Below are 13,233 nucleotides of genomic sequence, written 5' to 3'. Positions count from 1 at the left end.
AGCCCCCAGCTCACGGCCCAGCCGGGCCGACCACACTCCTTGGAGTCGCCGTGGCCCCTCCCGTCCTCACCTCGGTCGTACCCAACACGGGTCCGGCGGCGGGCACCAATCCCGTGACCCTCAACGGAAGCCAGTTCACCGGCGCCATCGCCGTCACGTTCGGATCCGCCGCCGCCCTGTCGTACACGGTCAGCACCCCGTCGACGATCACGGCGACCGTCCCGCCCGGAACCGGCACGGTGAACGTCACCGTGCGCACTCCCGCCGGGCTCAGCAACACGACCGCCTACACCTACGCACCCACCCCGGCTCTCAGCGCGATCGCACCGAACCAGGGACCGACGTCCGGCGGGACCGGCGTGGTCCTCACCGGCACCGGCCTGACCGGGACCACCGCCGTCACCTTCGGCAGCACCCCCGCGACCTCCTACACCGTCAACTCCGCGACCCAGATCACTGCCGTCACACCGGCCGGTACCGGCGCGGTGGCGGTCACCGCGACCACTGTCGGCGGCACCTCGGGGCCGGTGTTCTTCTACTACATCAACGCACCCTCGCTGCTTTCCGTCTCGCCGGCCGAGGGACCGGCGACCGGCGGAACCAGCGTGGTCCTCACCGGCACCGGCCTGACCGGGACCACCGCCGTCACCTTCGGCAGCACCCCCGCGACCTCCTACACCGTCAACTCCGCGACCCAGATCACCGCGGTCACCCCGCCCGGTGCCGGCTCCGCCGCGTGCACCGTCACCGGTCCCGGCGGCACCAGCAATTCCGTCATCTACACGTATCTGGCGGCGCCTGCGCTCACCGCGCTCTCGCCCGCACAGGGGCCGAGGGACGCGGGCGCCGCCGTGACCTTGACAGGCACCGGCCTGACGACGGCATTCGCGGTCCGCTTCGGCACCGCACCGGCGGCCTTCACCGTGGTGTCGGACACGACTGCGATCGCGATCGCCCCGGCGGGTCCGGCGGGTTCGGTGCTGGTGAGCGTCACAACCTCGGGTGGCACCAGCAACTCGCTCGCCTACCAGCACGTCGCGCCTCCCGGGATCTAAGGGCTGTCCCGTAATCCCCGGCGGGCGCGCGACGACAGCTACGGCACCTCGCCGCGTTGTCGGAACGCCCGAATACATCCAGTATGCGGACGTCCCTCCGCCTTGCGATGCACCGCATCTGACGCCGCGCGCTGATCCGCCGGGGACCACGGAACAGCCCATAGCCAGTCGGCATCGGCGCCACCTGCCATCGCCAGCCCATTCGAGCGGGCCGATGACTCAGGTGGGTCCATCGGGACCCGCGCCTACCGCACATGCCATCAAATGCGGCCTAAGGTCACGCTCCGAACGGTCAGGCGGACCCCCGCCTGACGACCAGACCGAGGAGGCCCCTCAGTGAAAGCGTGTCTTGGACGCAAAGCCGGACTCGTGGTCGCCGTAGCGGCGGCCACACTGCTGTCCTTCGCTCCGTCGGCGGCAGCCGCCGATCAGTCGTCGACCACGGTCCAGGCCATCCCCTCCCCGGCGGCGACCGGGCAGCTGGTGACCCTCGATGCGAGGGTGACCTGCAACTCGGACCCGAGCGGCGGCCTCGGCGTGTCGTTCTTCGACGGCTCGGACCTCCTGGCGACCGCACCCGTCTCCGCCGACGGACACTCCTCACTGACCACCGGCTTCACGACCACCGGAGCACACACCATCACCGCCGCCTACAACGGCGACGACAGTTGCAGCGCTTCGAGCGCAACCACCACCGTCACCGTGTCCCAAGCCCCGTCTCCCCCGGCCAATAACCCGGGCTGCCTGCTGTGCGGGCTGATCGACTTCCACGTCGGGGACATCCACAACGAGGTCAACGTCAACAGCCACAATGTGACACGCATCGACAAGTGAGCCGGCCCGCCGGGCGCTGAACGCGCGCGAGTGGTGCCATGGACCGTGGTACCACTCGTCCGTCCGTCAAGAGAGCACCCGTGGCAGGAGTGGTCGGCCAAGAGCACAGCTCTTGAAGATCCTCCCCTGTATCCGCACCGAGCTGGCAGCGCGCTGGCTGTCACAAACGACTGTTTCTGAGAACCGGTTGGCCATAAGGCAGCTGCTCGTGCGCTCCATCGGGTCAACCCGTGCCCGTCTGCCGATCTCGCAGGTCATCAGGTCCCCTGCAATGGCGGCGGAGCAAGGCGTTTCATGGCTCATCGAGAGAAGGGGGGTGACCTGATGTTCGGCTATCGGATCAGGAGCAATACGGTCCGCGCCGGCATGGCCTTGGCGCTGACCGGCGGGACGAGTCCCCCCGCGCACGCCGCGGGCAGCGACGGGCGTGCAGACTCTTCAGAGGGGCACGTGGACCGTCGGCCCGCTGTTCCCTTAATCGCCTCACAAGCGATGCTCCTGCTGAGCTGAGGTCGAGCAGGACGAAGGACAGCCAGGTACCCCCTTCCCCGGACGTCACCGCAGAGAGTCGCATCGAGTCCGCTCGAGCGTTTCGAGTGCCGCTTACTCACCGCCCGGCACCGCCACGTTCCACCGGGTCACCGCGCCCGCGTGGTCAGCCAGGGCGCGCGACCTCGCGGGGGCGAGGGTACCGTGATGCCGTCCCTCGACCGACTCGCCGGCCTGACGCTGGAAGGGTGGGCCGCCGGTGGCGAGGGGCGGCCCACCGCCCGGACGCGGGTCAGCCCGAGACGCTCGCCCGGCCGTTCTCGATGTGCCCCATCAGCCGGCGCCGGAAGGCGTCGTCCCCGTCGACGGTGACGTCCAGGTCGTACCAGCCGTGCGCGGCGGCCGCCGAGTGCACCACGGTGCGGCTGCCCCCCGGCTTGACCTTGACGGTCCTGGTCCAGTTACGCAGGTCCGCCTCGTCGACGTATCCCCGCGGCCGCACGGTGAAGGTGAGCGTCGTCCGCCCCGTGTTGCGCAGCGTGAGATGCAGATCGCGCTCACCGGCGTCGACCCGCGACGCAACCTCGGCCGGGGCACCGTCCTTCGCGGACCCGGCGAACTCGCGGCGGAAGCCGTTCGGCCCTGTCACCGTGAACCGGTACGCCTCGCCGGTGACGGGCACCGTCCACTGCGTCGTGCCCTTCACGTCCCGGTGCTGCGGTATGGGGAACTCGCCCGCGTACGGATACAGCGCGAAGTGCGCCGACGAGCGCCCCGTGTTGCTGAGGGCCACCCGCACCGCGCCGTCCACCACCTTCGCCTGCGCGTCCGGCTGGTACGGCAGTGCGCGGGCCGGACGCGTGCCCGGCTCCTGAACGGGCATGTGCTGCACGAGGGGCGGCCTCGGTGACCAGCGGCCGCTGAACGGCGGAATGGCGCCCGGCTGCTCCGCCTCGGGTCGGCGACGTCCTCGCGAGAAGTCGAAGGCGGAGGTCAGGTCGCCGGTGACGGTGCGCCGCCAGTCGCCGATGTTCGGTTCCTCCACCCCTGTCCAGCGCTCCAGGAAGCGGATCACGGAGGTGTGGTCGAAGACCTCGGAGCAGACGTAGCCGCCGATGGTCCATGGCGAGACGACGAGCATCGGCACCCGCATACCGAGACCGGTGGGCTTGCCCTCCCACTGCTCCTCGGCCACCTCGGGCGGGGCTACCGGCGGCGGCACGTGGTCGAAGAAGCCGTCGTTCTCGTCGTAGTTGATGATGACGGCGGTGTGCCGCCACACGTCGGGGTGCTTGCCCAGCGCGTCCAGGACCTTGTAGACGATCGTCGCGCTGTGGATCGGCGAGGAGACGCTCGGGTGCTCCGAGTCGACGGCGGAGGGCACCAGATAGGAGACCTCCGGCAGCGTGCCCGCCGCCACGTCCTTGGCGAACTCGTCGGCCAGCGTTCCGGTCTCCAACCGGCGCAACGCCCGCTCGAAGAGGCGGCGTTCGGCCTTGTCCAGGGTGGCTACGCCCTCCTCCAGCAGGCCGAACAGCCGCTCCCGCTCGGCTGCGGGCGCGTCCCGCACGGCGGAGTAGAACGACTCCATGTACGTGTGCCCGCCGGTCCTCGCCAGCGCCTTGCGGGCGATGGCCTTGAAGGTGGCGAAGAACTCGATCTGGTTGTCGGTGAAGTTCTCCCACTCGGTGTACGTGCGCCAGCTGCGCCCGGCCTTCTCCAGCCGCTCCGCGTAGGTGCCCCAGTCGTATCCGGGGTGGGTGCCCTCGTCGTACGCGTCGTTGCCGACGGCCCGCTTGCCGTTCGGCTCGTTGCCCGTCTTCCCGCTCCACAGGTGGTTGCGGTTGGGGCTGGTCGAGGAGTGGATGGAGGAGTGGTAGGCGTCGCAGACCGTGAAGGTGTCGGCCAGCTCGTAGTGCAGCGGGATGTCACGGCGGTCGTAGTACGCCATGGTCGCGGCCGTCTTCACGGATACCCAGCCGTTCATCCACCCGCCGGCCCACGCCTTGCCGCCCCCGCTCCAGGAGTGGTCGAGCGCACCGATGTACTGGAGGTCCCTCTTCTGCGTCTCGGCGGCGCCGCGCACCGGGAACGGCAGCACGGAGGTGCCCAGCGGTGCGGGCTGCTCGAAGACCGGCTTGCCCGAGGGCAGCTCGACGGCGTTACGGTCACCGAAGCCGCGTACGCCCCGGAGCGTCCCGAAGTAGTGGTCGAAGGAACGGTTCTCCTGCATCAGGATCACCACGTGCTTGATGGCTCCGAGCCCGTCACGGCCTCCGGACCCCGCCGAATGTGCCGGCTGCGCGGCTATCGCGGCCTGCAGCGAAGGCGGCAGCAGCGACCCCGCCGCCGCAGCGCCGAGCGCACCCCCGCCGAGCGCGAAGAGCCGTCGCCGTGAAATGTCCGTGGTCAAGTTGAGCCTCCCGAGATCTGTCGTACTGCCGGGAAGCTAATCAAGCCGGGTGGCGCGGGGAAGGACTTCGTACGGCTTCGCGGTGAACCTCCAACAGGTCGTACGGGAAAGTCCAACCACCTCGCACGCACCCCAGCGGACCCGCCCCGCCCCGCCCGCATCGCTCGCCGACGAGCCGGCCAGCCTGCGAGACCAGGAACTCCTGATCCCTACCGAGTTCCAGCAGCAGAAAGTACGCCTGCTCGGCCTGTAACGCCCCCGCAGATCGGCGGCATCGGGGCCTGTCCGGCGCCCTTCTCGCTGCTGGCATGCTGGTAGGAGACCAGACTCTGCGTGAGGCGATCGGCCGTGTCGGCAGTTCTCCTACAGCAATTGCGTTGCAGCCCGGCCCAGCTCATCAACAACAAGGATGCGTTCGAGCGCGACCTCCGACAGGCCCTCACGCTTCGCCGCCGCCGGCACCTTCGACGAGCTCTTGCACACCGAAGCCGTCATCGCGCCCCGGCTCAGCTGACCAGCGGATTCCCCCACGGCGCGGACTCTGACCACGCGGTGCCGCTTTCCGGCAGCCGTCAGTCAGACGGCCACCAAAGCCGCCTCAAGAAGAGCAGTGAGCATCCGCATAGCAGCTTCAGTCTTCGGCCCTGTCAGGCCGTGTATCGAAAACGCCGGTCGCAGTGCTCGTCCGTGGCTGCAGCCAGCGCTGGACGGACGAGCGGTGTGGTGGTCCACGCCCGAGGCCCCTGCGATGGAACCGTTGTGCTGACGGCTGCCGGGCGGATCCGTACGGGCCTCAGGACATGCTGCCCCGGCACACCGTCCCCGGGGCCGGGGTACGGCCCGTGCGGAGGTATTGGTCGACCTTCTCCGTCACGCAGCGGTTCTGCGGGTATGTGCCGTGGCCCTCCTCCTCGGCCGTCAGGAGCACGCCGACACCGTCGCCCAGGGCGCGGGCCATGTGGCGGGCGCCGGAGTACGGGGTGATCGGATCGCCGGTGCCGCCGACCACCAGGACGGGGGCCGCGCCGTCGGCGTTCACCTGGGGCGTGGCGCGCTCGCCGTCGAACGGCCAGTCGTAACAGAGGTAGACGCCGGTGGACCAGGCCGCGCCGAAGACGGGTGAGGCGGCTCTGACGCGGGCCTCGTCCCTGTCGAGGCGTTCGAAGCCTGGGCGCAGGCTGGAGTCCGCGCAGGTGATCGCGGTCCGGGCGGCGACGTTGCTGTCGTGCGGGGTCGCCGCGCGGTCGGCGGATCCGATGTCGTCCGCGCCCTTGCTCAGCGGACGGCCGTCGTTGTGGTCGATCAGCGCGGTGAGGGCCTTGGCGAGCGGCGGCCAGCCGTCTGTGCCGAGGTCGAGATGGTCGCTGACGGCGTACGCGAGGTCGTCGGCGTCGAGCTTCCTTCCGCCGCCGGCCGGGGCGGGCTTCTTCTCCAGGCGGTCGGCCAGGCGCGCCATGCGTTGCTCGGCCTCCTCGGGCCCGTCGCCGGTCGGGCAGTGGCGGATACGGGCCGCGCAGTGCGCGGCGAACCGGTCGAACGCCGCCTGGACCGCCTTGACCTGCGACACCTGATCCTCGTTGAGGTCCTCGGTCGGATCGACGGACGCTTCGAGGACGATCCGTCCGACGTGCGACGGGTACTGATGCGCGTAGACCGCGCCGAGCGCAGTTCCGTACGAGACGCCGAAGTAGTGCAGCCGTTTGTCGCCGAGGAGGTAGCGCATCAGGTCGAGGTCGCGCGCGGTGTGCGAGGTGCCGACGTACGGGAGGAGCGCCCCGGAATGCTTGGCGCAGGCCTCGGACCCGTCGTAGCCGGTGTCGGCCGCGGTCTTCCCGCAGCGCACGGGGATGGTCGCGCCAACGCCGCGCGGGTCGAAGGAGACCAGGTCGTAGCGGTCGAGGAGCGGCTTGTACTGGCTGAGGTATTCGGGCAGTCCGCTCACGCCGGACACGCCGGGGCCGCCGAAGTTGAGGAGGAGCGAGCCGATGCGCCGGGCGTTCGGGCCGGTGGCCTTGCGGCGGATCAGGGCGACAGCGATCGTCCTGCCGTCCGGTTTCCGGTAGTCGAGGGGGGCCTTCATGGCGGCGCAGTCGTAGCCCGTGCGCGCGGTGGGCGGCGAGGTGCAGCGGGACCAGTGGAGGTGCTGGCCGGTGGTGAGCGCGGTGGGCAGACCGGCGGGCGGGTTGTTCGCGGTGAACTCCGTACGCGGCTCCGCACTCCGGCCGGGAGCGTCGTGCTGGAGCCAGGCGCCGACGGCCCCGATCGCGGCGAGGACAACCCCGGCGATGATGCGCGCACCGACCGAGAGGCCCGGTCTGCGGCTTTCTATCGGATGTGCGTCCTTCATCGAAATCCCCGCGCTCCCGCCCCTGGACGCCCGCCCCGTGCCCGCATGCCCGAACCCGTGATCGTCCGATCGTCGAATGGGTGCAGGGTACAAGCCGATTCCGACAACACGGCTCACGAGAGTGCCCAGAACTTCGGACCGCCCCGTGCTCACGCGACTCCTCCCCCGGTCCGGCCCGGCGTGTGCTGGAAGCCGGGCTGCCAGGTATGCGGCAGCGCGTCCGTCACCGGCGCCGGCGTCGTCCTCGGCCGGGGCCGCAGGCGAGGGCGCGCTCACGCATGCGGTCCTGGATCCCTGGCGGCCGGCCGGGCGGCTGCTTCGAATGCCCGGCGGGACTGCTCCACCGTGTCGACGTCGACGCCGGACTCCTGCTCCAGAAGGCGGCCGGCCCTTCGGCCGGTGTGGAACGGCCGCGGGTGCGGCCTCGATGCGTCAAGCACAGCGACGGCGTTCGGCCGGGAGTCCAGGTACGCCCCGCATCATGTACACCACGGCGACAGTGTCCACGGCCGCCAGGACGACGCCGACCACCGGCCGCACCGGGCCCACACCACCACAGCCGCACGCGCCCGCTCCCCAGACGGTTGTTGACGTCGGCGCCGTGCACACGGATTACTGAGCGGCATCCAACGGCACGGCTTTTGTTGGAGCTCCACGGCAGCGTTAGTCCGGCGGTGACAGCTGCGAGACCGTGTTCGAGGCCGTTGACGAAGGCGTGGAGGCTGGGCAGGTCGTCAGCGCGGACCGCCTTGATGCATTGCGGGAGCTGGTCACCCTGGAGCTGGGTGAGCATCTTCCCGAACGTGCGGACGTGCCCCGTGAGGGCATCGAGTTCGGGGCAGCCGGCAAGGACGGATTTGAGCTTCAGGCGCTCGCTCTCCGGCAGGGTGTCGGGGTGAGTCAGGATCCGGCCGGTGACATTGCGGTTGGCCCGACCGCATTTCGCCCTGAGAAGGGTGCCTTCCGGGTTCTCGGCGCTTCGTGGTGCGTCGGGATGTGCCCCTGGATGTCCGGCAGTCGACCGGCGGGGGGACGGGCGGGCAAGGCATGATCGAATCTCTGGGGATTCGATGGCGGGGTGTGGTGTGAGGGATTGGCGGGCCGATCCGGCGTTCGAGATGTGCCGGGCGCTGGTGGACGGAGTGGATCTGGCCTCGTTCGCGGGTGGCGCGTTCGATGTGCGAGCGGTGATGGCAGGCATCCAGTCCGGGGCCCACAGCGGGTTGCTTCTCGACGCCGTTCCGTGGGGGAACTTCCCTCACGGGAACGATGCCCGGAAGGCCGTTCACCTGCTGCACACCGGCGAGGACCACGCAAGCCACGCGACGGGCGTGCTGGGGGGCCTGTGTGCCAACGACAGCCGGGCCGCCGTCGCCCTCACCGTACCGTTCCTGATCCCCATTGCCACCGATGCCCACCACTCACACCGTGCCGCCGCCCTCGGCGTACTCTCCAGCCCGGCCCGTGCCCGGCACTTCGGCGTCGCCTCCCGCGGTGAACTCCTGCTCCACCGTACCGATCCTCGGCGTCACGTCCCCAACGACTACGACGACTACGGCGTCGAGGTGACCGGCTACCCGGCAGGCTGGTCGGTGGCCGCCGCCCGAGCCGCGATCACCGCCGAAGCACCCGCGCTCCTGCCCCTTCTCAACGACTCCGACCCCATCATCCGCATCGACGCCGCCTACGCTCTGGCCACCGCCGCCGACCCCGATCACACCGTCCGAACCGATCTCGCCACCAGGTACGCCACTGAGCATGACGCCATAGTCCGTGCCGCCCTGCTCCTCGCCGCCTCGGAGACCACCCGGGCCCACGCACATCCGCCGACCGTCCGGTGGCTCCGTGAGCGGTGGCAAGACTGGACAGAGGCCCCCGAAGTCCGCCTAGCTGCGGCGATCGGCTGGCTCTGCCTCACGGACGAACCCGCCCCCGAAGACCTCCACCAGACCATCAACACTTTCGCCACAGACGAACGCGCGCATGCCATGGACGCCCTGCCGTGGATGAACGCCGCCGCCGGATCCGGTGAACCGGGACTCCGGCGCTGCATTCGCTGCATGCTCCACCCCGAAGAGCCCGAACCGTCGGACAACCCCTGGGCCTCCTCGCCTTGAGCGCCCGGCCTCGGCCCCGTTTGTGCATCGAGGTTTTCCACCGGGGCCACGGATCTTCCAATCGCTGAATGCCGAGTGGGCACCGTTTCGGTGTGCCCTGGCCGGCCACACCGAAACGGTACTGGGCCGGCTGCATCAAGCCAGTGTCCTCACCGGCCACCACCACGACCGGAACGTCGTCCAGGACGAGGGCCTGGGCGAGGTGCTGGCCGAGCTCGGGCGCCGGGACCGGGCCCGCGGCCGTGCCCACAGCGACCGATGGCTGCGCCCGCTCCTGGAACGGTCCGGCGACGAAGGCGCGGGGGCGCAGCCGGCTGCGCGGGTGGTGGTACAGGCGACAGTGCCCGGGGCGGTCCGACTGACCCAGCGCCTGCGGGCCTGCCGCCGGGACTTCGACGACACCGGGCACGTCGTGATCGCGTCGCTGTACCAGGTCGTGCGCCGCTACCCGCGCCGGCACACAAGCGGAGCGGCGGCGAACCTCATGCCGGAAACCCTGCACCTGGCGAGCCGGGAACTGCGGGCGGACAGCCGGCCGTCCAGTCCGGCCGTGGACGCGGTGGCATAACACCCTGTCCTCGAGTCCGCCGTCATCCCCGACGGGCCGGCCCCGGCCGAACCGGCCGACGTCGTCTGGCAAACGGTGCTGCGCGGCCAGGCCGCCACCGCCGGACTCCTCGAAGACGGCGAATCCTTGACCGGGGCACGGGCCGAACCCGTCGAACTCCTCCTGTGGGCCGTGAACGCCGTGCAGCTGCCTGCCGAGCGGGCCCGGACCATCGGAGCCAAACATGGCCCGGAGTACGGGAACAGGCCGGAGTATCCCCACTGACACGGCGCCAGCGCCGCAACACGACATCCCGACTTCAACCGCAGTAACAGTACTCTGCGAGCCTGACCACCCATCAGGAACTTGGCGGAAAGAGAAGGGGGCGCCGACCGCAACTGGCAAGCAAACTCTGCCCCTGATTCAAAGACCCGGTCCGGATCAATTCTGGAACCACCACCCGGCACCACCACAACACCCACCGCATTCACCGGCCGGAAGGAGAGAGGTTCGGTTTCGAGAAGCGGCCCCCAATCGAAACGAGCTCACCCCCGCACCGGCGGGGAGCGCCTGGTCCTCGGGCAGACGCACCGTCAACCCGAGGAACACCCCGGCCGCCTCTCACGTGGCGACTACCTGCTCGGCGGCGCTCATCGGCTGCTCCGGATCGGGCCGTCGATCCAGGAGGCGAGCGCGAGGACAGCATCCGGATCGGCTTGGGTCAGGCGCACCCGCGCGCGCCACCCTGCGTACAGGGCTCAGTCATGCAGTGATCCAGTGCACTATCAGCAACAGCGGCACTCTAGGACGAGCCCGAGGCGGGCGGTGCCCGTCATCTTCCATCGCTCTCCAATTCGGAGCGGGGCCGACGAAGCATGACCATCAGGAACGCCGCGACCAACAGCACCAGCCCTGCCACGGCACTCAGCGCACCAGCCATACCAACGGTTGTCCACAGCCCGCTCTCCACACGTCTGCAAGTCGGTTCACACTCCCACGACATCGCCCCGTCGCTATGCGAACCAGCCACGCCAGCCAAACCGAGCACGAAGAGCAGGATTCCGCACCAGACCATCCAGCGTGCGGCATACAGGTACGCGCGCGAGTGAGTATCGACCATGCGACCACAGTCCCAGCCGCCCAACCGGCAGGCAACGGTGCAGGACACAGCTGAGCCCCAGGCCGGGGAGCCCGGGGTGATCCACTTACGTGGTGAGGACGAATCGTGGGGGCGCCCATCCTCACCACCACACCCCCACCCCACATCACCCCCGGCCACCCGGGCGGTCGGGCGCCCGGGCACTTCGGTATCCACGCCACAACCCGAAACCCGAGGCACGACGTCGCCACTGCCTGCGAGCTGCCCATCGTCGGACCGGCGCCGTGCCTGAACATGGTGCCCGCCACCCCGGCCGGGTACGTGCTGCACCAGTTCCCCGACACCGAGCAGCTCCTGTCCTGCAAGCCCAGGGCCGGGCATCGGTCGCCCGCGACTGGAGGCCGGCCCCCGCGCCTCAGCCCGGCGGCGAGTTGGTCCCGCCGTTCCAGTCCGCGCGCGGTGAACTACGCCTTCACCTCGTTCGAGCTGGACCGTCCTGACCCGTTCGGCGTCGCCGTCATGCTGATGGCAGAGGACGGCTACCGCGTGCGCCTCACCGAGGCGTTCGCCCGCTGAGCCCTTGGCACGGGACATCGACGACGACGCGCCCCGCCGGATCGGTGACGCGAAGGAACTGGTCCTCGCCCGCCGATGGGACTCCGACGAGCGGATCTACGTGGTGACCACCAACCTCGTCATCGACGCCCAGGAGCAGATTGTTCGACGACGCCAGTTGGACCGCATGTGGCGCGCCGGGGCGGCCATCAGCTGGCTGTCTCTACTCGCTGCGCTATCGGAACGGGCATCGCCCGGGGCGCCACGGGCGATGCCGGGAGGTTCGTCGTGGGCAGCCTGATCTGCGGCAGCCTGCTCCTGATGTTCCTGCTGGCGCTGGTCGGCGTCCACTTCGCCGGGCGGGACGTCTACAGCTTCCAGCGCCTGCAGGCACATCTCGCCTCCGCTCAGGAGTCGCAGTGGAAGCAAAAGGTCAAGAACAACCCGGACCTGGACGACCAGCGCAAGCTCTACCGCGAGGAAGTCACGACCGCGATCAAGCAGTACCAGGCCGACAGCCGCAAGTACCGGGCGATCCACGACGGCCTGCAAACCCTCATCATGATCGACTCAGACTCTACGACCACGATCGCGGCCCTGGACACAGCCAAGAAGCTGACCTGACAGAGCGTCACCTTTGCCGTCATCAGCTCGGCCATCACGGTGGCCGCGATGTTCACCGGCTACTACAGTTCCGCGAGCGCAGCTACTTCCTCCAGCAGCGAGGATCCCCGCAGTGCGCCCAGCAGGACGACACCCAGGGCAAAGACCAGCACGGTCGCCGGGATCGGCGGCCTCCTGCGAATGGGAGCGGCACTCGCCGGCCTGCCGGACCAGCACCGCCGCTCCCCCGGCCGTGAGAGGCAGCACGCTGTTTCATCTGACGATTTGATGACGTGGTCAAACACGACTTCCTCCTCCCCGTGAGGAGCCGATGGGTTCCACTCACGTCTCGTCAGAGTCCAGCGCTGCACTCAGAACCCTCACGGCGTCCGCGTATTGAAGGCGGTCGAACCGAAACGGGCCGAACCCCGAGTAGTCGCGTCTCTTGCGGTGAGGTTGCTCGAAGGAGCCCCAGTTCACGTGGTCAGGAGTCGCAGTGATGCCGGCCAACAGCGGCCAGCATCCCCACTCACCGCATTCACAGCCGAGCAAGGGCGTCTTCGGCCCCATGGCGTCGGTTGACTGTCCGCGGAAGTGGTTCTCCATCGGGCCAAACCGAAAGTACTGCGGGATGAGGCCTCCATAGGCGTCCCCGGCGGGCTGCATCCCGGCGCCGATCTCGAACGTGTCGATCAGCTTGGTGAGCGGGATGCCGTCGATGCATGGGACGACCTCGAACACCCCAAGAGTGTCACGGTGCTGCCGGTCGAACCGGATCAAATTGCTGGTCACCCCTTGACTGTCCCAGTTCGGCTCTCAACCGTCCGGTGAGTTTGGCGAAGGGTGGGCATGCCGAGGTTCGTTGTGTGGGTGTGCTGCTGGACTGCGGTGTCGATCTGGGCGAGTTCGTCCTCGGCCTCAGCCAGGCTGACCCGCAGCCCCTCCTCCTCACCGAGCCAGCCTTCGCGCTCGGCCTCGGCGATGCGGGCAATGAGGTTCTCGCCGATTTCCTCCAGGCGGTCCGGTCCCGTTGGGCCGGGTCCGGCCTGAGGAGTGCGCATCTGACACAGGCTTCTCTGAACAACGAGGTAAGTGCGGCTATCCGTTCGCGTGGCGTTTGCCCGGCCGCGTACGGTCTGTGCATGACGAGGACCACGCCGGACAGACCGGTGTC

14 protein-coding genes are annotated in these 13,233 nt (G+C 69.4%); 9 read left to right on the top strand and 5 right to left on the bottom strand.

Annotated features, from left to right (window positions below; genetic code table 11):
* The first annotated feature begins 50 nt into the window (after positions 1-50).
* Positions 51-1,055 carry an IPT/TIG domain-containing protein gene (locus tag OG782_RS36885; RefSeq protein ID WP_406458700.1) on the top strand — a complete coding sequence of 335 codons (1,005 nt, stop codon included), beginning with the start codon at positions 51-53 and terminating at the stop codon, positions 1,053-1,055.
* Between the two features lie 336 nt (positions 1,056-1,391).
* Entirely contained in the window at positions 1,392-1,889 is a 498-nt protein-coding gene (locus tag OG782_RS36880) for an Ig-like domain-containing protein (protein WP_406458698.1), read from the top strand.
* A 781-nt stretch (positions 1,890-2,670) separates the two neighbouring features.
* Here OG782_RS36880 and OG782_RS36875 read toward each other — a convergent pair.
* Positions 2,671-4,791: a phosphocholine-specific phospholipase C gene (locus OG782_RS36875; RefSeq protein WP_406458696.1), complete on the bottom strand. Its 2,121-nt coding sequence runs from the start codon at positions 4,789-4,791 to the stop codon at positions 2,671-2,673.
* Positions 4,792-4,873: 82 nt separating this feature from the next.
* Between OG782_RS36875 and OG782_RS36870 the strand changes: the two genes are divergently transcribed.
* Entirely contained in the window at positions 4,874-5,044 is a 171-nt protein-coding gene (locus OG782_RS36870) for a hypothetical protein (RefSeq protein WP_406458694.1), read from the top strand.
* A 110-nt stretch (positions 5,045-5,154) separates the two neighbouring features.
* Here OG782_RS36870 and OG782_RS36865 read toward each other — a convergent pair whose 3' ends face one another.
* Together OG782_RS36865 and OG782_RS36860 are read right to left on the bottom strand one after the other, a co-directional pair.
* On the bottom strand, positions 5,155-5,322 hold the full coding sequence (locus OG782_RS36865; RefSeq protein ID WP_406458692.1) for a hypothetical protein: 168 nt from the start codon (positions 5,320-5,322) through the stop codon (positions 5,155-5,157).
* 262 nt (positions 5,323-5,584) lie between these two features.
* Positions 5,585-7,138: an alpha/beta hydrolase gene (locus tag OG782_RS36860; RefSeq protein WP_406458690.1), complete on the bottom strand. Its 1,554-nt coding sequence runs from the start codon at positions 7,136-7,138 to the stop codon at positions 5,585-5,587.
* Positions 7,139-7,829: 691 nt separating this feature from the next.
* On the opposite strand from OG782_RS36860, the gene OG782_RS36855 reads away from it, so the two are divergent.
* From OG782_RS36855 to OG782_RS36830, 6 genes are all read left to right on the top strand, one after another.
* Positions 7,830-8,189, top strand: a complete 360-nt coding sequence (locus OG782_RS36855; RefSeq protein ID WP_406458688.1) for a hypothetical protein — start codon at positions 7,830-7,832, stop codon at positions 8,187-8,189.
* Positions 8,190-8,223: 34 nt separating this feature from the next.
* Positions 8,224-9,255 carry a hypothetical protein gene (locus OG782_RS36850; protein ID WP_406458686.1) on the top strand — a complete coding sequence of 344 codons (1,032 nt, stop codon included), beginning with the start codon at positions 8,224-8,226 and terminating at the stop codon, positions 9,253-9,255.
* Between the two features lie 202 nt (positions 9,256-9,457).
* Positions 9,458-9,823, top strand: coding sequence for a hypothetical protein (locus tag OG782_RS36845; RefSeq protein WP_406458684.1), 366 nt, complete (start codon positions 9,458-9,460; stop codon positions 9,821-9,823).
* A 1,204-nt stretch (positions 9,824-11,027) separates the two neighbouring features.
* Positions 11,028-11,477, top strand: a complete 450-nt coding sequence (locus OG782_RS36840) for a hypothetical protein (RefSeq protein ID WP_406458682.1) — start codon at positions 11,028-11,030, stop codon at positions 11,475-11,477.
* 4 nt (positions 11,478-11,481) lie between these two features.
* The gene (locus tag OG782_RS36835) at positions 11,482-11,757 is read left to right on the top strand and encodes a hypothetical protein (protein ID WP_406458680.1); all 276 of its coding nucleotides are present in this window, start codon (positions 11,482-11,484) and stop codon (positions 11,755-11,757) included.
* Entirely contained in the window at positions 11,745-12,080 is a 336-nt protein-coding gene (locus OG782_RS36830; protein WP_406458678.1) for a hypothetical protein, read from the top strand. Before OG782_RS36835 ends, OG782_RS36830 begins: the two co-directional genes overlap by 13 nt.
* Before the next feature lie 321 nt (positions 12,081-12,401).
* Here the strand turns inward: OG782_RS36830 and OG782_RS36825 are convergent, their stop codons facing one another.
* Both OG782_RS36825 and OG782_RS36820 read right to left on the bottom strand, forming a co-directional pair.
* Positions 12,402-12,851 (bottom strand): hypothetical protein, encoded by a 450-nt coding sequence (locus OG782_RS36825; protein WP_406458676.1) that lies wholly within the window; start codon positions 12,849-12,851, stop codon positions 12,402-12,404.
* A complete protein-coding gene (locus tag OG782_RS36820) occupies positions 12,848-13,120 on the bottom strand; it encodes a hypothetical protein (protein WP_406458674.1) in 273 nt (90 codons plus the stop codon). Before OG782_RS36820 ends, OG782_RS36825 begins: the two co-directional genes overlap by 4 nt.
* Positions 13,121-13,233: the final 113 nt, after the last annotated feature.

Source organism: Streptomyces sp. NBC_00876 (assembly GCF_045207435.1).
Classification (GTDB): Bacteria; Actinomycetota; Actinomycetes; order Streptomycetales; family Streptomycetaceae; genus Streptomyces.
The sequence above is the reverse complement of the archived record's forward strand: the minus strand, read 5'-3'. Positions and strand labels throughout refer to the sequence as shown.

What these genes read in the sequence shown, in the direction of transcription:
- OG782_RS36860 (WP_406458690.1), bottom strand. Translation starts at nt 7,138, where the DNA reads ATGAAGGACGCACATCCGATAGAAAGCCGCAGACCGGGCCTCTCGGTC.
- OG782_RS36820 (WP_406458674.1), bottom strand. Translation starts at nt 13,120, where the DNA reads ATGCGCACTCCTCAGGCCGGACCCGGCCCAACGGGACCGGACCGCCTG.